This window comes from Polyangiaceae bacterium, from assembly GCA_016715885.1.
Lineage (GTDB): Bacteria > Myxococcota_A > Polyangia > Polyangiales > Polyangiaceae > Polyangium.
Genome location: JADJXL010000019.1, coordinates 172,739 through 193,556, shown reverse-complemented (window position 1 = coordinate 193,556; position 20,818 = coordinate 172,739). Strand labels below are relative to the sequence as shown.

Below are 20,818 nucleotides of genomic sequence, written 5' to 3'. Positions count from 1 at the left end.
ATAACCAAACTCGTTTGACCTCCAACGGTGATGACGTTGTCCTTGCGCATCATGCGGCACCTCCATCGAGGTCGAGTCGCTCTGCAAGCCCGCGACAAACTTCGAGGCGAGCGACGATGTGGTTCGCGAGCGTGCCCCAGTGCCGATCCGACGCGAGATGGTCCGCGAGCAGCTCCATCAAGATGTGCGTCTCATTTAGCGCACCGGTGAGCGTGTCGTCGGCGTACGCGCCGAGTACGTGGTGCAGCATCTCTGCGGGCGCTGCGTTGCCGTTCCTCGTCCGAATCGGGAGGGCGTGGCGGCGCCCAGGTGGGACGAAGGGCGAGCCTGGATCTCGGCTCGTTGGTGGCGCGGGATCGGGCGCATCTTCACGATCGTTGACGAGATCCGCGTTTTGCGTAGAAGACGTAATCACGTTCAAACCTCGCTCGTACGGGGTTGGGCTTAGGTGGCAAAATCGGGCCACCGGCGGCGTGACGTCGCGACAAGGCTCGTCCTGGTCGTGGCAGTCGAGCGCCGTTGGACTCTGGGGAGTCGGTAGCTCTCCAGAGTCCGCCGTATTTTCATCGTCCCTCACGCCGTTCGGTAGCCGTCGTAAGGGTCGCTCTTCAGGCTGTCCGTTTTCGCCATGGACGTCAACGGCAAACAGTCATCGCCACCATCGTTCGTTTTGCCGAACTCTAGTTCGTTGATGTAACTCGGCAGATGGCCGACTTTGCCGTCGCCGATCCAAACGCTGACAGCGTAGTCGTCATGGGGGTTGTCGAACTCTGGGATGAGCCACGCGCCCGTAAGAATTGGCGCATCTTTTGTGCACGCTTTGCCACCAGTCACACGGTGCAACTGTGGTTGATAGTGGGACTCGCCCACAACCTCTTGCACGTGCTTTTCTGGGCCTTCGAGCCAGATCATGCACCGTGTGTCGGTCGTGAGATGTTTGGCGGGTACGAGCAGGACAAGGTCCCAGATGCTGGCCATGTTGGAGGCTCTACACGAGACGTTCGTCCGGTAAAAGCTGTCCACGTGATCAGGGTCACGTCATTCCGTCCGTGCTGGGCGGGGCAAAATCGACAGCCGAACGTCACGACGAACTTCCATCGGGCTTACACCGGTGCGTACGATGTTGCGCATGAACTACCAGCAATACCCGCAACCTGTGGGCACCTGCCTCAAGTGCCACCAGCTCGTCTACCCGCCAAACTTTGTCGCATACCCGACCGGCCCCGTGCATTCACAGTGCGCTCAAAACAGTCAAATCGCCTCTGCCCAAAGGTCGAGCAGCATACCCATTTGGGCGATTGCGATGGGCGCGATGTTCATGCTCGGCGGGGGATGCCTTGTGCTGCTGAGTGCAGCCGGCAATTCAGCAGCAAACGCGCCGCCCGACATTCAGGTCGAGGCCAAAGATCTTTACGAGGTATACCGGACGAACGAAGTGCGCGCGGACTCGCTCTACAAGGGCAAACGAGTGGCCGTTCGTGGTATTGCGGGCGATGTCCAGAAGACTGTATTCGACGATGTTTACATCGAGGTTCGTTCGGGCGTCGGACTCGACCTCAACTCATTGTGGTGTTACGCGAAAAGTGGACAGGAAAAGGCATTCGGGGAGGTGCGTGCTGGTTATCCAGTCCGATTGAGTGCTCGAATAGATGGCCTCACCCTTGGTCATATTATGGGCCGCGACTGTGTTGTAATGAAGTAGCCCAATCGCTCGCCCGCCCCCCGCCGCCATTCTCGCGCGGCTGCATTCCAAGAAAAACCAAGCTTCGCGTTCGGGGTGGTCATCACCGTGGATGCCGTGTGCCATTCGATATGATGGGCGTATTGGATGGTATTGTCTCGTGAATCGGTAGAGGGAAATAGAATATGGCAGACGAAACCAAACTCGTGAAAATCGACATCGATGGGTGGACGCTGGGAAAGGTGAGCGGCGAGGATGAGCCGAGAGTCGAGGACGTCGAGTTGGCACGGCGGCTCGGCATTGGACGCGAACGCAAGATTCGCGACCTCATAGCGAGGCACGTAAGCGCCGGAAACCTGAATGATTACGAGGTTCTCACCACCGTGGTGCAAACCTCGGAGAAGGGTGGCCGACCGGGTCGTGCATACTGGCTCACGGAAGCGGCAGCCCTGTTTATCGTGACGAAGAGCGAGACACAGAACGCTATCGCACTCACGAAGGAGATGATCCAGGTCTTCATGCTCGCTCGACGTGGGATCCTTTCACATAGCGCCTCGCTCATGCCAGCGGTTCGCGAGGTCGTGCGCGAAGAATTAGCGGCCGTTTTCGCCAACATGAAACCTCGCAAAACGAAGCCGCGGCCGCCCGAGCAAGAAGACTTCCTTCAAGCCCCTTTACACGCGCCGTTGCTCATTCCGTTGGAAAAACTCGCATGGGAAATAAATCCCCACGAAGGAACCATAGCCGTGCGCCAGTTGCTTGCGGAAATCAGCAGCCAACGGCGGGCTGGGTGCCCTATGCGCATCGCGATCGCCCAACACATTGACGAGTTTGTTGCGCATAAGGGAGCTCAAAGCATCGACATTCGTGTCGGTCGGTATCTTCGCACGTTGATCAACCTGCCCCCGCATGATGGTCGCGTTGTGTTCAAGGAGGCAGGTATGACCACGCGATGGGGCGTGCGTCGCGTTTCCAGGTCAATTGTGGCGGCGTAGCGTCTGTTCGATCCCGCCACCCGACATGATACGCATATCGGGTGGCATTGTCTCGAAACGGTAGAGGAAGGTTATTATGTCAAACGCGAACGCAGAAATACGAATCTTCGTGGACGGTAAAGAAGTCGATGCAAACAAATTCCTGCAAGCATTCGAGGTTAGTGTTTCCTCCAAAATCTTGCAGGAGATCTTTTCGGAACACGAAGATATGGAGCTTCTCGAAGCGCAGTTGGAACAACGTCTTCAAGAGGTTTCCGAAATGGGGCCAGTGAATGGCCGTCAACTCTACCGTGTCGACGACGAAAACGGTGGGCCGCCTCGGTGGGGAATTCGTTACATTGGCTAGTTGACTTGGGCGTTGTAGCCAACGCGAGACGTTCGCCAAGGCCGAGCGATCACCAACCCGAAAAATCGTCGCTCAGCCTTGGCGGATTTCTGGTACCGTAACCTCGAAAGGAGCTTCCCCATGAAGTCCAGAAAGCGTTTCGCCGGCGTCGCGATGACGCTCGTGCTGCTTGGCGCCACCGCGGCCGCGTGTGTGCCCGCGTTCGAGCCTACGAGGACGGCGCTCACCATCGTGAAACCACCGCCCCCTCCACCACCGCCTCCACCGGAGGCTCAGGAGTTCGGGGAGTGAACGCTTTCCTCCTGCGTACTGCTGTCGCGCTTCTCCTGCCAGCGGCAATCCTCGCGGCGCGCCACTCGAAGATTGTTGCGCTCGCTATTGGGTGGCCGCTGGCAGCGAACCTCTACGTATCGCTTTCGGGCGTCGAACTGGCCATTGAGCATCCGGCCCGAGTGCTCGTGCCCGCGATATCGTCCGCCCTTGGCTTCGCGGAGCTTTACGCAGAGGCTCGTGACGGCCACCGGTTTTCTCAACCAGCCATTCTCGGTTTGCTTGTGTTCGCGTCCGGAGCTGCCGACATTGCCGCACTGCCAGCTTTCGCGGTGCTCAATGAATGGGCGGTGCCGTACATACAAATCGTCGTCTGCACGGCGCTGATCATCGTCTCGCTTTGGCCAAGAAGGAGGCTTCCGTGGATATCCTCATTGGTTGTTTGATTTGGGTCAGCTTGATGCTTGCTTTCGCCTTGATTGCCCTTTGGGTCGTGAAGGTGCGGCCGATGGACGCACGCCTCTCCGCGGCCGAGCAGCACGCCCGCGAGCTCAAGGCCCGGCTCGACGAGCAGCTCGCCATCGATGGCGTCATCCCGGTTCGGGTCGGGCGCCTCGAGGCCTTCATGCGGCCTGAGAGCGGCGAGCTCGCCCCGAGGCTTGCGCAGCTCGAGCAGCAGCAGGCCGTGGATTCACGATGCTTCGCTGAGCAGCACCGAAGACATGCACGCGAAGTCAAGGACCTTGACGTGCGCCTGCAGGTGATGGCGCGCGAGATGGTTACGCGCTCGAGCCTTGAGCAGACGATGCCGGCGCCGGTCAACCGCGAGCGCACCACGGTGCGGCCACCGAGCCGATGACCACCGTGCTCGCGTGCGCGCTCAGCTTCGCCGCCGGCGTCATCGTCGGCGGCGCTGGGATGTGGGCCGTGTGGAGCGGTCCCATGTCGCGCATCACTGCGCTCGAAACTCGACTCGACGAGCTACTTCGGAATCGAAATCCGAATTGACGAATCGTCGGGCGCCGACTTCGCCTCGATTACTTTGTCGAGTTTCTTTTCGATTGCGCCGAGACGATCGGCCACTCGGCCAACCTCTTGCGCCCCACGCCATGCCGTATCCAAAATGCCGTGGACCTTGAGCCGCTCGTTTCCAAGAAAAACGAGGTAAAGCAGGATCAATATCCATGTCCACGGGGATGCAATCGCTTCAAGTAGGCGCATTGCGGCGGCTTCCACGGCGTCACGCTGCTGACCACACAAGGGTGGCGGTCGGATTGCTGTCTGCTCCGGCCCATGATCCACTCAGGATCTTGGTCACAACCGAAACGACGTCGCCCTTTGCAACCGCGACCGGCGCAATGGGCGCACTCGTGGTGTCGCCGTCCGCCGCGGTCATCGCGACATCAAGGTATGCGCCCGTGTCGACGCCATTGATCCGGACCTCGAACCTGTACACCGCCGTGCCCGTGCCCGGCGTGTGACCGAAGTGGATCTCAGTTATCGTACGCGCGCGTGTGGAACGAATGCCACGCAGCGAGCCCTGTGTGATCGAGCCGTGGTCGCCACCAAAATCAAAATAGGTGTATGAGGTGGAATTCGGCAGCGCTGAGCAACCAAAGTGCCATTCGCCAACCAGCGGCCCGGCCGGTCCCTGCTCACCTTGGGCACCGTCGTTACCAGGTGGGCCCTGTTCTCCCTGCGGGCCTTGAATGCCATTTACGATGGCCACAAGGAGATCTCTGCCAGCAGCGAATTGTGCATCACCATCGACGAGTGACACGGGGATCGACCAGTGTTCAGTCGACAGCCCCTGATCGACCAACGTCGGCGTCGCGGTAACCGACCATTTTTGGCGCACCGTCGACTCGGTGGACTGTTGAATTAAAAACGATTCGGTCGTTTCGAGAAACCCGAGTAGCGCGCCGATGTCGCGACCAAGCGCTTCGCGACTCGAAATCAAAATCGTCGTCGCGTTGATCTGTGTCGCGTTATTCCAGATGATCTGACCATCGCCGGGATAGCCGCTCGTCGCGCCCGTGTTGGCCTCGTAATCGAAGACGGTGGCGGAGAGCCCTTGAGGGCCCTGGGGGCCTGCTTCGCCCGCGCTTCCCGGTCTGCCCTTCGGGCCTCGGTTTCCGAATGCCGCCCCGCTCATACGTCCTCTGCGCCGATGAGCGTAATGGTCACGTTGGCCCCGTCCGACTTGGCGAACCACCCGGCCAAGGTCGCCGACGGGATCGTGTCATCGCTTCCCGCGTCGACTTTGAGGACCTGCGTCGAAGCATTGCCCCAGAGCGCGTTTGCGCCGCCGTTTGGTACGACGAGCCGCCAAGCCGCGTGGGAATGCTCTGCGCCATCGGGCAGCGCCTCGGTGAGCTGCTTGGCGGTGCTTGTGAGCTCGAGCGTCGCGACGAGCGGGGTTCGCGCCGGCGTTGCCGCAACGATGAGCTCGCCTCGATCGTTGCAATCGAGCGGGATAATCTCGCCGTCAGAACGGCGCCGCCCTTGCACAACAGCAAATTCTCGCATTGCTCAGCTCCCCAACGCCGTTGCGTCACCGCCCCAAAGCCATGCCGACCATTCCATACCGCTCGCGCCATCGTCTTGCGCGGCAAACAGGATCCACCCGATTCCGCTGTTGGGCAGCGTGCCGATGTTCGTCGTGTCCACGCGTTGAATGACGACGTTATTGCCGCCTCCCACAACATTACGTCGGAGGATGAACCATTGCCCTTTATACGATGGGGCTGGAACCGTGTACGTCCTCGGGGCTGCGGCGTCGGGGACGATGCCAAACTCGAAGTTGAGCGTGAGCGTGCCCGAGCTCGACGAAAGCGTCACGGGCTCTCGAAACACGAGCGGTCCCGTCATCACGCCGCCAGCGAGCGGCAATTTGAGCGCATCGAGGGCAAAGATTGCGCCAAACGATGCTTCAAGGAAAGCGAACAGCGTGCCAACTCCCTCGGAACCGGGGTTCCACCCACCGATTGAGGAGGGTGGCATGCCAATGAGATTGGCCCCAGAGCCAGCCGTGATCCCCTGCAGCGTCACGCCCGCAATGGGAATCGTTGCATCGGTGCGCAGATATCTGGCAATCGCGCACAAGCGGCCCCAAAGCGGCAAAAACGAATTCGTCCAAAACGTGGACGTGCCATCGCCATTGAACGAGCGATACGTCCCGTTCCAGGTCGGTGATTCGACAAGCAATGTTTCCGCCATGCTACCCTACCTCCTCAAATCTCGCCCGTGATCCACCGACCATTCCCCCATTTGAATGCACCCCACGCGCACCAATCCGCCCCCCACAAGTTCGAGAGCGGCCATTGAATCGTTTCGCCGCCCCAAACTTCATCGCCCCAATTGTGCACGCCCCAAATCATTCCGCCGCCAAGGCCCACGATGACCGACACGGGGAGCGATTGCGGCGACTTCCAAAACACGACCTGCCCGAGCACTGCGCGCTTCTCCGCAAGCGTCGCCGTGCTGCCCCATGTAGCATCGCCCCAATTGAATTCGCCCCAATTAAGGGACCCGAACAGGCCCGAAATGAACACCCAAAACTTTGAGTACCAATCATCGTCCGGCTCGTGCCACTGCTGCCAATGAAAAACCTCGACGGTTGGCACACCATATCCACCAAGCGACCGCTCGATGGCCTCAGGAAGGCCGGCGTCCTCCCACGTCGGGAAGGCTTCCTGCATTCGGCCACGTAGCCGTTCGGCAAGCTCACCCGCGAAAATCGGAAGCCGGAAAGTGGGAGCGAGTTTGCCGAGCGCGTCATCGGGGCAATGGTCCGGGACGCGCATTTTGACGCCCGCTTTGAGCAGGTCGATTTCGCGGTCCTGTACGGTACCCAAGGCGCGCGCAATCCCTTCCGCAAGCTCGCCGAGCCAGCGAATGGGACGCATATCGGCGACGCGCGCCTCGAGAAAACTCATTGCCCCGCGTCCTCCACGCACCCCCCCCCCCCCCCCCCCCCCCCCCCCCCCCCCCCCCCCCCCCCCCCCCCCCCCCCGCCCCCCCAAAAAACCCCCCCCCCCCCCCCCCCCCCCCCCCCCCCCCCCCCCCACCCCCCCCCCCCCCCCCCAGCCCTTTCATTTTGCCGCAGATCTCCGCGTGCAAATAATAGCTCACGTCGATGTCGAATTGCGAATCATTCACGAGCGCTTTGACGCGCCATGAACGCTCGTTCGTGCTGGCGAGTCGGCGATGCGCGAACGCATTGGCTGCGCGTTCCGCTGCTTGTTCCAGCGACGATGCGCGCACCACTTCGATCACGGGTTCACCCGCGTTTGTGATCGCGACGCGGTATTCGGTTTCTTCACGATCCTCTTGCGGTTTGTCGTGCTGCAGCTCTTTCGCCGCCCATGCACACAGTCCCGCCAAGATTAATTTCGCTTTTTCGCGAAGCATTACGCCTCCGTCAGATTGATGTTGAAGACGAGGACTTCTCCCACGTCTAAAACGACGTCGTCAAGCGGAGCGACCGTGTCCGCGTCGCCGACGCCGCGGAAACCTGGAATCACGTACTGTTCGAACGCGCCGCCGCGAATGATTGCCTTCACCAAGGTCTCGTCTAGCTTCACGCCTGCGCGCATTGGCCACTGGGCCGCAAGCAGGGACAAGGCTGCGCTCGCGTTCGCAATAGCATTCGGGTTCGTGCCGTCGAGCTCGAGCGTCGCTTCGACGTCGACGACCCGGGCAACGGCTGGCAGATAGAGCCATCGGCCGCGGGAGCCCAAAGGTTCATACCGGCCAAACAAGGTGGCGGCCGCAGTGCATTCGTCGTTCGTCGCGGGCCCGGCCGCATTCGCGAGGTACACTTCAACGGAGCTTTGTCCATTGGGGTTGTCGTCACGGACGCCGAGTTTGGTGAGGCTTTCAATGCCCGTCAAAATCCGATAGGTGACGGCGTCGACGTGCCCTCCGGCGGCGAGCGTTCCCCATCGCGATACGGCACGGTCAACGTATTCGCGATTGGTCTCTCGGCGCCGAGCGGCCGCCACAATCGAGTCGACGCTGTTCGATATGTCGACACCCGGGAGAGCACCACCGAGCAGCTTGAATATCTGTCCTGGGGCGATGTTCCCTTCGAGGCCCGCTGTGAGCGCCTCGAATTCGAGATGGAGTGTCTGGCCAATGCCCGCCTGCAGCACGCCGCCCGTGGTATTGCGGAACCGTTGCCCATTGATGGCCTGTGCCTCGAGAGAGATTCCGGGCCCGCTCGCCCCCGCGGCCTTGATGGTGTGCGGGCCGCCCGTTGCGCTTTGATTCGTCAACGTGAAGAGGTGACGGGCGCGTGTCTCGAGTAGCCGCGCGACCCGGAAAAACCCGTATACTTGCAGATCGATCCATGCTTCGTCGCGGTTTTCGACGTCGAGCAAGAAGCCCGACTTGACCACTTCGGCGCGAATACCTTGCTCGACCGAACGAGCTCGAGCGTCGAGCGCAATCAGCCCACGTTCGGCGCTCGTTGGGGAGAATCCCGTGAGTGTCACGCCATTCGCGGCGAGCTCCGCGGTCATCTCCGACTGCAGCGTCGTGGCATCGGTAACGGCAATGGTTTCTTCGTAGGTCGGCATCGTCGCCTCACAGGATTGGGAATTGCGCGAGAATGTCGCCCGCCTTGTCGATGGTTACGAGCAAAGGGAAGGTGCCCGTTCTTCCGAGCGTCACATTGGGTGCATATCGGAGCCGCTCGTCTTCACCGAGGGTCAACGTTGACGACACACGTGTGACGTATTCGGTGCGCGAGCCCTCTGCATCGAATGCCGCACGCCATTGCGCGAGCTGCGCGAATGTGGGCGTAGCGTTCACGAACGCGGGCAAGTCGATGCAATGTCCGAGCGCCCACGGCAGACCATCACGAGGCGCGAGGAAACGGCGCACGAACCATTCGAGCGGTACGCGTGCGCCATAAATGCGCCGGTACGTGAGCCCCGGCCGCCCTTCCGCGTCGAACGTCGACGTGTCGACGAGCCTGCTGATATCAATTGCCGGCACGGAGAAACACCTTTGGGGACCCGGTCGAAATGACGCCGGTCAAGTTTATGGTGGTGGTGGTACTCGGCGCGACAATGGCAATTTGGTTCGGCCCCGTTGGTGGCGTGTATGTGATCGTGATCGATCCGATTCCGCCTTGGGGGTCGGGCGTCGCCACGAATGTCAACGTGCCAACTGATACCGTGTCGTTTACGCGAGCGACGGCGTAATCGTTTTCGATTGCGGCGGGATTCTGCTCGAATCGCGTAAATCCAACGATCGCCGGCTTCGATTCGTCGCCACCAATGAAACACAGAAGCGCCCGCGTTCCTTCAGAGACGGCTAGCCGACACTCGACGAGCCCCGGATAATACGGCACGCTCGTCAGTCCGCCGATGTTCGCGTCGTCGGCTTCCACGTCGAGCTCGCCCGTGTTGTGCTGTCGGCGAATGGTGACCTCGTGAGTCCCGAGATACGCACGCGGCGGCATCGCGCGCCGAGTCGCTGCCTCGAGGTCGCCGCGCAGGCCTCCCGCTCCCGTGCCGTCTCCCCAGCGAAAAACAGCGCGCAGACCATGCTCGTCGAGCACGTACACGGCCTCTTCAATGCGCCTGCCCCGAATCGTCGTGCCAGGCCGAATCGATGCTCGAGCGACCGACCCGGCGATCGTCCGATCGATAGCGTCCTCTGGGCCCTCGAGGAAAAGTCCGGCGTCTTCGACGTCCGCCTCGAGCCATTCGTCAACGGCGAGCTTCACAAGGCCATCGTCGCCCATGCGCCAATTGAACCCGTATCGATCGGCGAGACGATCGAGCAGTTGCGCCCCTGTGACGCCGCCAATCCGATGCCATCGAGGCACGAAGAGCGTCGCGACCGCCACGTCATCGTCGAGCAGCTCGCCAACCTCCTCAATCGCGTCCGCAACGATTGACGCAATGGGCACCTCTTGCGGGGCTTGCTGATACGTGCGCGGCGTGAGGAGTGCCTTTGCGAGCAATCCTTTGCCACCGACGATGAGAGCGGTGGCGCGCCCTTCGAACGTCGTCGCATCCACCTCGAGGATGGTGCCTCCGAGCTCGACGGGTTCGCCATCGTTGTCGGCTGCGAGAACGACCGTCACGGGCCCGACTGGTAGCGGATCGTCTTCGTCTGCGTCGATGGTCGCGCGGACGGTCCAAATCCCGCGGAGCACGAACACGATGGTGCCGTCGAGCATCGTCCACTCGCGGTCGTCTTCGGTGCGCAACGTTCCCGTGCTCATGGTTTCACCGTTGGTTTTTCGGGGCCATCGAATCCACGGGCGGCGACGGATTTCACACGTGTTAGCGTGACGGATTTTTGGGCTGCACGAGCGGCCGCCGAAAGTGCGGGATCAATTGTTAGGCCGCCTCGAGCGATGGTTTTCGTCCCCTCTTGAGGCACTGCCGCGTTTTCGTCACCTGGCGTGTGTTCGGTGCTCTTCGTTGGGGTCGCCGTGCCTTGCTCGGCTTCTTTCGGCGGCTCCGGCACCCACTCTTTGGCCGTAATGGTGCATGTCCCCTTGTGCCCTTGCCAAACCACTTCGCCCACTTCGTCGACGTCAATCGATTTGCCCAAACGACGATTGAAGTCCGCACTCATGAAGTCGAACGGGCCGCCATTGCCGTTTGGGTTGTTCGGATCGAGCGCGTTTAAAATCGCGCATGCGCCGAGGGGTTCGGAGAAGCGCGCCCGCGTGAACGTCATTTCGATCGTCACCTCGAGCGGTTGCGGGCCCGATTTCTTCGTCTTCGCCTTGCCCCTGCCAGCAGCCTTTTGATTGTCCTTTGCGGACTTCGATTTGACCTTCACGAGCGCGGCGCCCCACCCATAGGGCTCCGGAGGCCATTCGAAGGTGCCGTCGGGCGTGGCCACGATGAACTGCACCCACGGGCCGGACGGTGCAATGGAGGGCGCGTCGATGACGATCATCCGTACGCGAGCCTCCGAAGTCCGGTACCGAGCTGCGCTTCGAATTGCTCACGAGCTCCGCGCACCGCCGCGCCACCAATGGCCTGCGCTTGCGCCGGCGAGCTCGCGCCCGACACGATGATTTGCGGGGAGAAGTGAATGACGACGCTCGGGCCACTGCCGCCGCTCATTGCCAGCGCGCTGGCGTTGCCATTCATGTTGGCCGGCGCCGTAGCTGATGCGGACAATGCGGCCATCGCCATGTATTCGGCCGCTGAGACGGCGTGCCGCGTGCCGCGCCTGAAACCGCGCGCCATGCCGGGGCCCGCCCAAACGCTGAGATCTGCGAATGCTTGCGCCGGACTTCCAACCCGCCATGTGCTCCCCACGGCGCCTAGCGCTGCATTGGCTAGGTTTGTCGCAGATTGAACGACGACACCGATGCCACTTTGAATGCCTTGCACAAGCCCTTGCCAGAGATTTCGCCCATATGCCATGCCGCTCTCGAACATGTTCGCTGCACCGGTTCTGATGCTCGAGACAAGAGATTCGATCGCTCCCGATGTCGAATTCACGAAGCTCTCCAGGAATGCGCCGCCAGGAAGCATATTCTTGAAGCGCTCCATAGCACCCTTCGTGTCGCCGTCGAGAAGCGCTCCGATTCCGCGGATACCCTGGTAGAGCTCGGGAAGCATCGACAATCCGCCCGTCAGCGGAGCCATCAATACGCGCGCTGGCAAGGTCAGGCCCCGCCATGCGGAGCCGATGTTGCCTATCCCGCCCGTCCATTCCGAGAACGTGCCCACCGCGCCAGCGATGCCACCTGCGATCCCCATTAACTCGCGGGCGCCACCAGCAAGTTCACGCACCACTGGCACGGCCTCTTTCGCTCCCGCGAGCATTGCATCAAGCGTTCCTGTAATGCCTTTCTTCGTGTCGACCTTTTCCCCCGTAAGGCCCTCGATCATGGCATTGAATAGGTCTCCTGCAACCTTTCGGACCTCTTTGCCTTTGCCGTTGTTGACGTCGAACCAATCGATAATGGAGTTGAGCGTGTTTTTAACGCCATCCATTCCCGTGCCAGCCTTGACGTCAAAAAAGATGTTGTCGGGAATGTCGTGCAGTTGCTCGATTAGCCCATTAATGTTGTTTCTGGCCTTCTTTTGCGCCAGTTCTCCGAACACGCCTTTTTCGGGCTTCAGCGTACCGAAAAAGGCCTTCTCAAATACGTCGTAGGACACCTTTCCGGCCGAAATGAGCTTGTCCATTTCCGCCGCCGTTTTGCCAGCTTGCTGACCCAAAACGCTCATGAACTTCCCCCGATCGAGGCCCGCTTCATTCAGTTGCATGAGCTCCTCCCCTTGCAGCTTGCCCTTCGATCGTATTTGCCCGATGGCAAAAAGCATTTCATCCGTCTTTGCTTGGGGGGCTTTCACTTTCATGTCGGCCATTGCCCGGATGAGTTTGTCCGAGGTGTCTACATCGAACCCCTTACTCATAAGAGACGTAAACTGCCCTACGGTTTCGCCGCGTTTCTTTCGCAGAAAGTCGGCCGTTGATGCTGCACGATCGATGACGGCGTTTGCCTTTGCTTCCGTCCCGGTGATGGCTTCCAAAGCCGTCACCATATCTTCGCGAAAACCTTGCACACGGACAACCGCTTTGCCGAACTTCACGCCTGCCATGGTTGCAAGGCCAGCGCCCGCAACGGTAAGCGCTCCGATGCCAATGGCGGCACTTGCCAAGGGCGGCCCAATTTTCCCCGCAATGGGGCCAATCTTCTCGAGCGCTTCCACGCTTGATACGAGCCCCTGCGTTGCCCGTGGCCCGAACGTCCTGGAAAACGTCTGGAAAGCTTTCTGCCCGCCCGTTAGCGCTTTCGGATTTGCACCCGCCATCAAATGCGTCGGTATCCTGTTCGCTGCTCGCATCCGATCTGCGAGCCAATCCGCATCCGCTTTCGCGGCGGCCTTTGCTCGCCTCTCGATGACGTCGTACACGCTCGAAAGCTTCGAGGCGTTCTTCGCTGCTTCGCCGATCGCAACGGCTTCCTCCATCGCCGAATGCGCCGCCGCTTCGATGGCGCTCCCGGCCTTCCGACTTTGGGCCTCGAGCGCCGCGGCGAAGTCGATGGCCTTGGGATTCGATGCGGCCTGCAGCTCTGTTGGAATTCGATTCGACGCGCGCATTTGGTCCGCGAAATCGTGTGCCTCTTTCCGGGCTGCTTCGAGCGCTTGGTTTCGCGTGTGCTTTTTCTCCATTCGCGCCGCAAAGCGCTCATACTCTTGCAACGCTCGTTCGAACGCCGCCGCCGTGCCGTCGGCCTGCGTTTCGACATCTGCAAGGCCGTCAGTGCTGCTTCTTGGAAAGGATTGGGTTCCGCGTGGCAAGAATCGCCCACGCTCATCACGTAAAGGTCCGACTTGGTCGGTGGCCGCTTTTGCTCGCGCCGCTGCTGCGGCGACATCGTCGAACGATTTTGCGAGCGATTCTGGACCTTTTTGTTTTGTTAGTTTCCCAAGCGCGTCGTTCGTCCGCGAATGGACAATGTAGGCGCTGTTCGCACCCTGCGTTTCGAGCTCGACAATAATTTTCTCAATTTCGTCGCTCATGCCCATGGTCAAATCACCTCGCGTTTTTGGGGCAGTTCGAATTCGGGCAGATGTGCGAGCAGCAAACCAGCAATGAGCAAGCCTCCCGCGCGGCGCGTTTCTTCGCGCTTTACTCCGAGGTCGCCGAGGATTTCTCCAACGACGTCGGCGGCGTGGTCGATGCTCCGGAGGCGACCGACTTCGGCCGCCAGATCGTAGGGCGCTGCTTCGCTGCCTCGAGCGACCAAGCCCAAAGCACGGGCCAAAGACACGAAGCAATGCGGTATTGCCCGCGGATGAACTTCGCCGCTTCATCACGGCCTGGCCATGCCATGCAATTGACGGCGAACGTCACGGTGGTTTCGTGGCCGCGCTCTTTCAGGTTCGTCATCATCAGATCCGTCGCCGAGGAACTCGGCAAGCGGAGCACGCATGACCAGCGAATGTCGAGCTCGTCGTCGACGTAGGAGGCGATCTTGAGCTGTCCCTCGTGAGGGAATTGGCGTCGCAAAGCACGTATGCAAGGCAAATCGATACCGAGGGCCGCAATGGCGGATTCGTCGAGCGAGGGCCGCACGTCGACGACTTTGAGCTGGCGTAGATCGCCACCGCCGAGTCGATCCACCTCGTTCATGAGCGCCTTGTCGAGGCCTGGAACAACCTCGATCGCCGCCGTCATGGTCTCTTGATTCGGCCACACCCGCGCGGCCGCGAGTGCCACACTTCGCGCCGTTGCGCGTTCGCCCTCGTCGCCTGTCGTCATGCCATTGATGAGGGCGCGGTGGTCATCATCGTTCAGTCGGCAAACGACAATGCTCGTGCCCGCTTGCGGTACCGGATACTCGATGATGTCCGGCCGGCCGGAGCGCCGTTGCGCTTCGGCATAAAGTGCGTCGAAATTCTCGGGACGTTTCACGACGATGACCTCACGGAATCAGGTTGTTGATCTCGGCAACGATATCGACCATTTCGGCCGGATCGGCGAGCAAGTCTTTGCCATTCAGGAAGGCGCGAGTGATCAAGAATTCGCCCGCGGTTTTGGGGACGCTGCCCGAATTGCGTTCTTCACCCCAATCGCCGGTGAAGATGCAACCCTCGAAGAAGTACTCATCAATGGGCAAGCCGGGGCGATTGATGATCCATCGCGAATCGAATCCACGGAGCATCGAGCCCATGTGACCGACGAGCCGTCTCCATTCGCGCGGATTGAGGCCACCGATGCCGCCCTGGGGCTTCGCTTCGGTGTGGCACACGGCCACGGGCCCGACATTGTTGGCGGCCATGATATGGTCGCCGGCGAGCGCGAGTTTGAAGTTTCGTTCGGACGCGCTTCGCAGTTTGCACGCCACTCCCATTTTGGGTCCGGGCCCCGTTGGAATGATGATGACCGACGCGTCATGCGGCGCTTCGGCAATACGATTGACGTCGAAACTGAAGGTTACCGGCGCCATGGTTCACGCAATCCCTTCCACGATCGTGACATCTTTCGTCACGAATACGGTAATGTCGATGTCTTTGGCCCACGCGAGGCGTTGAAACACGCCCTTGACAAAAACTTTTTCGGACCCACCCGTGCTTTCCGTTCCGGTGATGATGGCCTTGGCGCTCGATGCATAGCCAGGTTTCAATATCTGCGCCTTCAATGCATTGTTGAAGGTGCCCTCCACGTCGGATTTGTCAACCGGTTGCAGCGCGCCATTCGCCGTCAGATCCGGTGTACTGTTGGACAGCGTGAATGCCACGTCTCGCATTACGCGTGCACACTCGAGAGCTGCTCGCGCGGTATGCTCGCCCGTGAACTGCGAAGTCTTGGGCGCACGCGTCCGGCCCGCGCGAAAGTAGGGCAATTTCTTGTCATCGCGCAGAACGGAGAAGCCATGATCTTCGAGCTTGATCAACGCCTCTGCCTCGGTTCGCGCACGATTGCCTTCGAGGTCCCAAAGATACGCGTTGCGGAGAGCGCCCTTCAGCCCCAACCCTGGGTTGATGTTGAGCGCATTGCGAGCGCATTCCTCCACATAGCAATGCGCGAGTTGCGTGCGATGGCGGCCCGAGTATTCCTCCCAATCGACGAAGATGTCGCCGTGCACAATCGTGTTGAATTTGTTCGCCTCTTGGGTTCCGGCGAGCGTGAGCTTGACGTTGGTGTCAACGTCGTCCCAATCCTCCACCGGTGCGAGCGGCCCGCCCAAAATCCACTTGAAGAAAATGGGGTTGTCTTCCGCGGTTGCGCATTCGACACGAAACGATTCGAGCGCAGTTTGCCAATTGAGCAAGTCGATGGCATCGACCGGCTCGTGAACCACGTGGAGAATTGCGAACGCTTCGCCGCTCGCTCGCAATGCAGCGGCCGCCGTCTCGAAATCGGGCACGCTCATTTTCGGCGCGACTGTCGCCACTGCATACGTCGTGTCGAGCTCGTAGTCGCCGGCCGGGAACGTAAACCGAACGCCGACACCAGGCGGGTCGTAGGTGCTATTGACGCCTGTTGTGTCGTCGCCATTCGTGAAGCCGAGGTCCGCGTTTGCGGTGCCGTTGCCAATCTCGATCGTGCCAGTGTCGCCCTTGGTTTTTCCAGACACTTTGAGGTATCGCCCCGCCACTAGTGCGGCCGTACCATACTCTTCACCGTCGTCCGACTGCCCATTCGTGAAGCCGAGGTCCGCGTTTGCGGTGCCGTTGCCAATGGTCAACGTTACATCAGCGCCTTTGTCGTCCGTGGTGACGCTAATGAAGTCACCTGATTCGAGCGCGGATGTGATCCCAGTGGCGGCCGCAATCTGCGTGGCGATGTCAGCAAGCGATCCGACAGACGCAAACGTGACCGAAATGCTAGTTTCCGTTTCACCCACCGTGAGTGTCGCGAGAAACGTTTTCCCATCGATATTGCCGGGCGTGTACGCGGTGAGGTCCGCGGTACCAAGAAGCGTCGCCGCCTCCCGCATCGATTCCTGCACCTGATCGACAATATCGTTGACGTCGGACACGCCGGAAAACGTCGTGGTAAACGGACCTTCGCTGTCAGGGTCAACAATAAAGGTTTTCGTGTTGAGACCACTCGGCGTGATCTTGGTGAGATCGACCGTGCCAATCAACGACGCGGCCAATTGTGGCGACAAATCGATCGTCTCGTGCTCGGTGATGCCGTCATAGCTGAACGACATGCGAGCTTCGCCAAGGTTGCCAATTCGTTCGACCGTGAGGAGCAGTTTGGAAAACGAGAACCACGGTCCTGCGATTTGCTCGCCGCTTGCAGAAATCGCAGCGCACGTAACGGTGGGACCCCCGCCCGTCTTGGTTACCGCCGAAATGGTGCCCGCCACATCGACGTCCGCGAGCACAGCAAAGCTCTTTTGCTCCCCGTGTCGAAGACCGCGACGCGTGGAAGCTGCGAGGGGTCCGTAGCCAATCGAGTCGACGAGCCCGACTTGGCCCGCCTCGAACTCGACGACGCTGTTTGCCGCACCGATTGACGCAATGCCAACACGAGCGACCACTTGACCCGGCGACGGCGAGCGCCCCGGGGCTTCATCGAAAGAAACGCGTTCCGTCACGAGACAACCTCCGAATTTTCGCCCTGTGCCGGGCCTTCGACAAACATCCCGCTTTCGGCCGTACCGCCCATTCCGGTGACCTCGTTGGTGGTCACAACGGCGAGCGGCTGGCCTTGCTTGAAGAACTCTCGAATGACGTCGTAGCGGATGAGCACTCGCATCGCTTCAACCCATACGCCCTCATCTGGGTTCGACCCACCTCCGGACGAATTGCCCTGAATGCGCCACCCATGCGGCTGTGCACCAAGCACGGCGTCCATCGCTCGAAGGAAAGCGTCGCTCAGCTCGAGCAAGGCGCGCTCGCTTCCTGGGGCGCGGATGATCACGTCGACGACGACATATCGATCCAGAAACGAATCGTCGCGTGCCGGCTGATAACGAGGCTCTTCGTACCGGTACCGGCCCTCTTTCGGCTGCGTCCACAGCACGCCCGGTTCGGTCGAGAATTGCCACGTATCGGGCTCGCCGAGCGTGATCGAGCGACCCATTGAACGAGCAATAACTTGTGCAGTCGCCTCGAGCGCGCCGTTCGCGTACGTGGTCATTTCGCTCTCCGCATTTCAGCGCGCACATTGCCCGCCAAGCGTTTCTTCAGACGAATTACCCAGTCCTTGGGGAATCGGCGTCCGAAGATGTAACCCTTGATAAACTTGCCGTAGCGCGTATTCGTGAGCGTAATCGTCGATCCGCTCGCTATTGCCGTCGCAGTCGCCTCGGCCTTTCCCATATCCCTATGCGGCTTCAGGCTTCGGTGCATTGCCTTCTCGATCAGCGGCGCCATTTCGGCCGCCGTCTCCGAAAGCATGGCATTGGTGGCCACACGTCCGAGCGCCTTCGCAACACTGTCGAGTGTTTTGGACTTTCGACGGACGCGCGTTTTCATAACCCTTTTCCCCAGTTGAAACCGCCAGGGCGGCAACGCGGCCCGCCAGTAATCGCTCCGGATTCAGCGACTTGCGGCGTCGCGTCGGTCACGCCAGCAATGGGCTTCCCTTTTTCCCAGCTCCGCAAAGTGATCCACGCGTCGTCATATCGTTGCCGGGTTTTCTCCATGAAATCGGCATTGAGCTTGAGCTGCAAGCGGTTCGTGAAAACAATCGAATGCGCTGCTAGAATGCACACGATTTCGATGATTTGCGGCGTCGGATTGGTGATGGTGCTGTGAGCCGTTGCGTGATCCTGCACCGTCGCTGAGGCTGCGGCAAGCGCTTGGTCGATTGCAGGGTATGGGCTCGCGCGCCAAGCGAATGGCTTCGTCCCGCTCGAGGTGAGCACCACGGGCGTTCCCCCAAGACTCACCGTGAATAGGTCTAGATCGACGGGGAGCGCCTTGTATATGGACGTCGTGGACAGGGGAGCGGGCAAAACCCCCTGTCCCTCGAACCGTACTTCGTCTCCCAAAAGCAACCCGTGCCCCTTCGTGAGGATGCGACCCGTGCCGACGTCAACCGCCTCGATTTCGCGCGGCGGTGGCACGAGTGCCGTGGCCGGGATACCGAGGCGGATGAAGTCGTTGATGGTCGCGAGGTTGCCATTGAACGCTCACTCGATCGTCAGGTCGATTTCGTGCACGGACCAGGGGGCGAAGAGAATGGCGTCGACGTCGAGATCGCCGCCAATGAGCACTTCCTTGTTGATGATCGCATACTCGGTATTCGGCCCGAGCTCCCAAATACGAGGCATCATCCACGTGCCCGTTTCGGCACGCCAATCGACACTCGCCATGAAGTCCCCGCCCGGCAGCGATTCGATGCCCATCAACGAATGAACGAGGAGCCCGGCTTCGGCCCCTGGTCCTCTCGTGAATGCATACGCCTTGTTGCTTGCGAGGTGGCGCGCTTCGATTGGAGTGAACTTCCCTTTCCACTTGTTGACTTCGACGACGGTATTCGTTGCCGAGCCCGACGTGACTGTGACGCGCAGCTCGTCCTTGACAGCCACATCTTCCAAAATGTCGAACGCATCTTCTGGACACAGAATCGCGGCGAGCTGCTGGTCCATCCAATGCGGCGCGTGTGTCGAGTGCGCAGGGTGAGGCACGGCCTTGCACTTCTTGTTCACCTCACGCACGAAATCGATGGGGTTCGCCTTCTTGAGCGTAAGCGAATGCTTGTTCCCATACGTCGGCGAATTCGGCATGTCCGGATGAATCTTCTTGCTCGCTTTGAAAAAGAAGTCGTCGTCATAGCCGTGTTTCGTCGACGAGCCTGCCATGAGCCGCTTGCAAAGCAGGTTGTCGAGCAACGCTTGCGCGCTCTGCCCGAGTTGCGTCGCCTTGTTTGGCGAATTGAAGAGCGTCGCCACCGGCCCAGGGCGAGTGAGCTTCTTGAGCTCTTCGGCAAAGCCCGCCTCGAATGGCAGCGTGCCGCCCGTGATGCTTCGTTCCGACCATCGGTCGAATTGCCGCGGCTTCTTTGCCTCTCGGAATCCACCTGTCGGAATGGGCACGGGATAGGTTTGCTGGAGTGTCGTGAGACCTTCCTCCATCACGAGGCCCGTCGCCGCCGCAAGCTTCGCAAGCAACCCACCGCTCACGCTACCCGCGAATGCATTCAGCAGACGCGCGCGGAACGTGATGAAATTGTATGCCGCATGCTTGTATCGCGGATCATTGAATCGGTTCATGGAAGCACCACGAAGAACAGGCGTACCGAGATTTGTCCCGCGTCCAAGGCGGCGACGTTGCCATCGGTCGTCTGCATGGTGAGGGTGGGGGTTTGTCCGCCAAACTGGACCACGTAAGGCGTGCCTTCCGTGCCAGCAGCGCCGCTGTGCGCCTTGGGGAAGCCGGTGGCGCCGGTGAACACGTTCAGATTCGTGACGATCCCGTCGAGGTCCGTGCCACCGATATCGATGACCGCAGCCGACACGGTACCGCCTGAGAAGGCCGTGAACGTCTCGCCGAGCGATGCACCAAGGAAACGCGCATAAGGCGGAAGTGGTTCGTCTTGCAAGTCGATCGATTCTTCGACGGCGGCGGCGGTGAAGTCTGCGTGTGTGACCAGGCGAGCCACTTCGATGTGCATCCCGATTGCACTCTGCTGCTCGGGGATGATGGCGACTTCGATTGCGTCCGCCGACTGTCGCCGAATCAATTTGCCAAGATATGCGGCCGTTCCATTGAGGTCGCTATCCGTGGCCTTGTTGGTTGCAGGGTCCCAAAAGACCGGGTGGTCGAATGGAGCGCCTGCCCCAAACGAGTTGTCCTGCACGACGACGATGATGCCGCACCGAATGTCGATCGACGAATCTCCTGGCGAAGCGTCCTCCGACAAGTCGAGCTCACCCACCGTATACCCGCGAGGTACCAATCCAGGCACGAGAGGTGCGGCGATGCCGGTGTCGAGCGAAATGCCGACCATTTCACCGTCGTACCAGTGAATGTTTTTTGCTGGCAATGACAGCAGCGGCAAAAACACGTTTGCGAACTGCCCTCGGCCAACCGGTCTATTTCCGGACAATGCCACGTC

The 20,818-nt window shown here is 60.4% G+C and carries 27 protein-coding genes; 7 read left to right on the top strand and 20 right to left on the bottom strand.

Annotated elements, in window-relative coordinates; genetic code table 11:
* Positions 1 to 49: 49 nt before the first annotated feature.
* Together IPM54_25140 and IPM54_25135 are read right to left on the bottom strand one after the other, a co-directional pair.
* Positions 50 to 415 carry a hypothetical protein gene (locus tag IPM54_25140; protein ID MBK9263076.1) on the bottom strand — a complete coding sequence of 122 codons (366 nt, stop codon included), beginning with the start codon at positions 413 to 415 and terminating at the stop codon, positions 50 to 52.
* Between the two features lie 158 nt (positions 416 to 573).
* Positions 574 to 912, bottom strand: a complete 339-nt coding sequence (locus IPM54_25135; GenBank protein MBK9263075.1) for a hypothetical protein — start codon at positions 910 to 912, stop codon at positions 574 to 576.
* A 217-nt stretch (positions 913 to 1,129) separates the two neighbouring features.
* Here IPM54_25135 and IPM54_25130 point away from each other — a divergent pair, with 217 nt between their 5' ends.
* The 7 genes from IPM54_25130 (at position 1,130) to IPM54_25100 (ending at position 4,300) form a co-directional block, all read left to right on the top strand.
* Positions 1,130 to 1,702 (top strand): hypothetical protein, encoded by a 573-nt coding sequence (locus IPM54_25130; protein ID MBK9263074.1) that lies wholly within the window; start codon positions 1,130 to 1,132, stop codon positions 1,700 to 1,702.
* Positions 1,703 to 1,887: 185 nt separating this feature from the next.
* Positions 1,888 to 2,676 (top strand): hypothetical protein, encoded by a 789-nt coding sequence (locus IPM54_25125; protein ID MBK9263073.1) that lies wholly within the window; start codon positions 1,888 to 1,890, stop codon positions 2,674 to 2,676.
* Between the two features lie 76 nt (positions 2,677 to 2,752).
* Entirely contained in the window at positions 2,753 to 3,022 is a 270-nt protein-coding gene (locus IPM54_25120; GenBank protein MBK9263072.1) for a hypothetical protein, read from the top strand.
* 120 nt (positions 3,023 to 3,142) lie between these two features.
* Positions 3,143 to 3,313 carry a hypothetical protein gene (locus tag IPM54_25115; GenBank protein MBK9263071.1) on the top strand — a complete coding sequence of 57 codons (171 nt, stop codon included), beginning with the start codon at positions 3,143 to 3,145 and terminating at the stop codon, positions 3,311 to 3,313.
* Entirely contained in the window at positions 3,310 to 3,738 is a 429-nt protein-coding gene (locus tag IPM54_25110; protein MBK9263070.1) for a hypothetical protein, read from the top strand. The genes IPM54_25115 and IPM54_25110 overlap by 4 nt, the downstream gene beginning before the upstream one ends.
* Positions 3,714 to 4,151: a hypothetical protein gene (locus tag IPM54_25105; protein ID MBK9263069.1), complete on the top strand. Its 438-nt coding sequence runs from the start codon at positions 3,714 to 3,716 to the stop codon at positions 4,149 to 4,151. The genes IPM54_25110 and IPM54_25105 overlap by 25 nt, the downstream gene beginning before the upstream one ends.
* Positions 4,148 to 4,300 carry a hypothetical protein gene (locus IPM54_25100; GenBank protein MBK9263068.1) on the top strand — a complete coding sequence of 51 codons (153 nt, stop codon included), beginning with the start codon at positions 4,148 to 4,150 and terminating at the stop codon, positions 4,298 to 4,300. The genes IPM54_25105 and IPM54_25100 overlap by 4 nt, the downstream gene beginning before the upstream one ends.
* Here IPM54_25100 and IPM54_25095 read toward each other — a convergent pair.
* The 18 genes from IPM54_25095 to IPM54_25010 all read right to left on the bottom strand — a co-directional run bounded on the left by IPM54_25095 (position 4,274) and on the right by IPM54_25010 (position 20,815).
* Positions 4,274 to 4,513, bottom strand: a complete 240-nt coding sequence (locus tag IPM54_25095; GenBank protein MBK9263067.1) for a hypothetical protein — start codon at positions 4,511 to 4,513, stop codon at positions 4,274 to 4,276. The genes IPM54_25100 and IPM54_25095 overlap by 27 nt on opposite strands.
* A gap of 19 nt (positions 4,514 to 4,532) precedes the next feature.
* Positions 4,533 to 5,447 (bottom strand): collagen-like protein, encoded by a 915-nt coding sequence (locus IPM54_25090; GenBank protein MBK9263066.1) that lies wholly within the window; start codon positions 5,445 to 5,447, stop codon positions 4,533 to 4,535.
* Positions 5,444 to 5,821: a hypothetical protein gene (locus tag IPM54_25085; GenBank protein MBK9263065.1), complete on the bottom strand. Its 378-nt coding sequence runs from the start codon at positions 5,819 to 5,821 to the stop codon at positions 5,444 to 5,446. The genes IPM54_25090 and IPM54_25085 overlap by 4 nt, the downstream gene beginning before the upstream one ends.
* 3 nt (positions 5,822 to 5,824) lie before the next feature.
* The gene (locus IPM54_25080) at positions 5,825 to 6,511 is read right to left on the bottom strand and encodes a hypothetical protein (GenBank protein ID MBK9263064.1); all 687 of its coding nucleotides are present in this window, start codon (positions 6,509 to 6,511) and stop codon (positions 5,825 to 5,827) included.
* A 14-nt stretch (positions 6,512 to 6,525) separates the two neighbouring features.
* Positions 6,526 to 7,230: a hypothetical protein gene (locus IPM54_25075; GenBank protein ID MBK9263063.1), complete on the bottom strand. Its 705-nt coding sequence runs from the start codon at positions 7,228 to 7,230 to the stop codon at positions 6,526 to 6,528.
* A 474-nt stretch (positions 7,231 to 7,704) separates the two neighbouring features.
* Positions 7,705 to 8,874, bottom strand: coding sequence for a baseplate J/gp47 family protein (locus tag IPM54_25070; GenBank protein ID MBK9263062.1), 1,170 nt, complete (start codon positions 8,872 to 8,874; stop codon positions 7,705 to 7,707).
* Between the two features lie 7 nt (positions 8,875 to 8,881).
* Positions 8,882 to 9,295, bottom strand: a complete 414-nt coding sequence (locus IPM54_25065) for a hypothetical protein (GenBank protein MBK9263061.1) — start codon at positions 9,293 to 9,295, stop codon at positions 8,882 to 8,884.
* Positions 9,282 to 10,535, bottom strand: coding sequence for a hypothetical protein (locus IPM54_25060; GenBank protein MBK9263060.1), 1,254 nt, complete (start codon positions 10,533 to 10,535; stop codon positions 9,282 to 9,284). The genes IPM54_25065 and IPM54_25060 overlap by 14 nt, the downstream gene beginning before the upstream one ends.
* Positions 10,532 to 11,224 (bottom strand): hypothetical protein, encoded by a 693-nt coding sequence (locus tag IPM54_25055; GenBank protein ID MBK9263059.1) that lies wholly within the window; start codon positions 11,222 to 11,224, stop codon positions 10,532 to 10,534. Before IPM54_25055 ends, IPM54_25060 begins: the two co-directional genes overlap by 4 nt.
* The gene (locus IPM54_25050; protein ID MBK9263058.1) at positions 11,221 to 13,815 is read right to left on the bottom strand and encodes a tape measure protein; all 2,595 of its coding nucleotides are present in this window, start codon (positions 13,813 to 13,815) and stop codon (positions 11,221 to 11,223) included. Before IPM54_25050 ends, IPM54_25055 begins: the two co-directional genes overlap by 4 nt.
* A 109-nt stretch (positions 13,816 to 13,924) precedes the next feature.
* Complete coding sequence (locus tag IPM54_25045; protein ID MBK9263057.1) at positions 13,925 to 14,710, bottom strand: hypothetical protein; 786 nt, start codon at positions 14,708 to 14,710, stop codon at positions 13,925 to 13,927.
* A 10-nt stretch (positions 14,711 to 14,720) separates the two neighbouring features.
* Positions 14,721 to 15,245 carry a hypothetical protein gene (locus tag IPM54_25040; protein MBK9263056.1) on the bottom strand — a complete coding sequence of 175 codons (525 nt, stop codon included), beginning with the start codon at positions 15,243 to 15,245 and terminating at the stop codon, positions 14,721 to 14,723.
* Between the two features lie 3 nt (positions 15,246 to 15,248).
* Positions 15,249 to 17,348, bottom strand: a complete 2,100-nt coding sequence (locus IPM54_25035) for a hypothetical protein (GenBank protein MBK9263055.1) — start codon at positions 17,346 to 17,348, stop codon at positions 15,249 to 15,251.
* On the bottom strand, positions 17,345 to 17,893 hold the full coding sequence (locus tag IPM54_25030; GenBank protein MBK9263054.1) for a hypothetical protein: 549 nt from the start codon (positions 17,891 to 17,893) through the stop codon (positions 17,345 to 17,347). Before IPM54_25030 ends, IPM54_25035 begins: the two co-directional genes overlap by 4 nt.
* Positions 17,890 to 18,168, bottom strand: a complete 279-nt coding sequence (locus IPM54_25025) for a hypothetical protein (protein ID MBK9263053.1) — start codon at positions 18,166 to 18,168, stop codon at positions 17,890 to 17,892. The genes IPM54_25030 and IPM54_25025 overlap by 4 nt, the downstream gene beginning before the upstream one ends.
* Positions 18,169 to 18,227: 59 nt before the next feature.
* The gene (locus tag IPM54_25020; GenBank protein ID MBK9263052.1) at positions 18,228 to 18,824 is read right to left on the bottom strand and encodes a hypothetical protein; all 597 of its coding nucleotides are present in this window, start codon (positions 18,822 to 18,824) and stop codon (positions 18,228 to 18,230) included.
* Between the two features lie 66 nt (positions 18,825 to 18,890).
* Entirely contained in the window at positions 18,891 to 19,973 is a 1,083-nt protein-coding gene (locus IPM54_25015) for a hypothetical protein (GenBank protein ID MBK9263051.1), read from the bottom strand.
* Positions 19,970 to 20,815, bottom strand: coding sequence for a hypothetical protein (locus tag IPM54_25010; GenBank protein MBK9263050.1), 846 nt, complete (start codon positions 20,813 to 20,815; stop codon positions 19,970 to 19,972). Before IPM54_25010 ends, IPM54_25015 begins: the two co-directional genes overlap by 4 nt.
* Positions 20,816 to 20,818: the final 3 nt, after the last annotated feature.

Excerpts from the sequence above, each read along its gene's own strand:
- IPM54_25135 (MBK9263075.1), bottom strand. The coding sequence starts at position 912 with ATGATCTGGCTCGAAGGCCCAGAAAAGCACGTGCAAGAGGTTGTGGGC.
- IPM54_25130 (MBK9263074.1), top strand. The coding sequence starts at position 1,130 with ATGAACTACCAGCAATACCCGCAACCTGTGGGCACCTGCCTCAAGTGC.
- IPM54_25120 (MBK9263072.1), top strand. The coding sequence starts at position 2,753 with ATGTCAAACGCGAACGCAGAAATACGAATCTTCGTGGACGGTAAAGAA.
- IPM54_25115 (MBK9263071.1), top strand. The coding sequence starts at position 3,143 with ATGAAGTCCAGAAAGCGTTTCGCCGGCGTCGCGATGACGCTCGTGCTG.
- IPM54_25100 (MBK9263068.1), top strand. The coding sequence starts at position 4,148 with ATGACCACCGTGCTCGCGTGCGCGCTCAGCTTCGCCGCCGGCGTCATC.
- IPM54_25095 (MBK9263067.1), bottom strand. The coding sequence starts at position 4,513 with ATGCGCCTACTTGAAGCGATTGCATCCCCGTGGACATGGATATTGATC.
- IPM54_25090 (MBK9263066.1), bottom strand. The coding sequence starts at position 5,447 with ATGAGCGGGGCGGCATTCGGAAACCGAGGCCCGAAGGGCAGACCGGGA.
- IPM54_25085 (MBK9263065.1), bottom strand. The coding sequence starts at position 5,821 with ATGCGAGAATTTGCTGTTGTGCAAGGGCGGCGCCGTTCTGACGGCGAG.
- IPM54_25080 (MBK9263064.1), bottom strand. The coding sequence starts at position 6,511 with ATGGCGGAAACATTGCTTGTCGAATCACCGACCTGGAACGGGACGTAT.
- IPM54_25075 (MBK9263063.1), bottom strand. The coding sequence starts at position 7,230 with ATGAGTTTTCTCGAGGCGCGCGTCGCCGATATGCGTCCCATTCGCTGG.
- IPM54_25070 (MBK9263062.1), bottom strand. The coding sequence starts at position 8,874 with ATGCCGACCTACGAAGAAACCATTGCCGTTACCGATGCCACGACGCTG.
- IPM54_25060 (MBK9263060.1), bottom strand. The coding sequence starts at position 10,535 with ATGAGCACGGGAACGTTGCGCACCGAAGACGACCGCGAGTGGACGATG.
- IPM54_25055 (MBK9263059.1), bottom strand. The coding sequence starts at position 11,224 with ATGATCGTCATCGACGCGCCCTCCATTGCACCGTCCGGCCCGTGGGTG.
- IPM54_25050 (MBK9263058.1), bottom strand. The coding sequence starts at position 13,815 with ATGAGCGACGAAATTGAGAAAATTATTGTCGAGCTCGAAACGCAGGGT.
- IPM54_25040 (MBK9263056.1), bottom strand. The coding sequence starts at position 15,245 with ATGGCGCCGGTAACCTTCAGTTTCGACGTCAATCGTATTGCCGAAGCG.
- IPM54_25030 (MBK9263054.1), bottom strand. The coding sequence starts at position 17,893 with ATGACCACGTACGCGAACGGCGCGCTCGAGGCGACTGCACAAGTTATT.
- IPM54_25015 (MBK9263051.1), bottom strand. The coding sequence starts at position 19,973 with ATGAACCGATTCAATGATCCGCGATACAAGCATGCGGCATACAATTTC.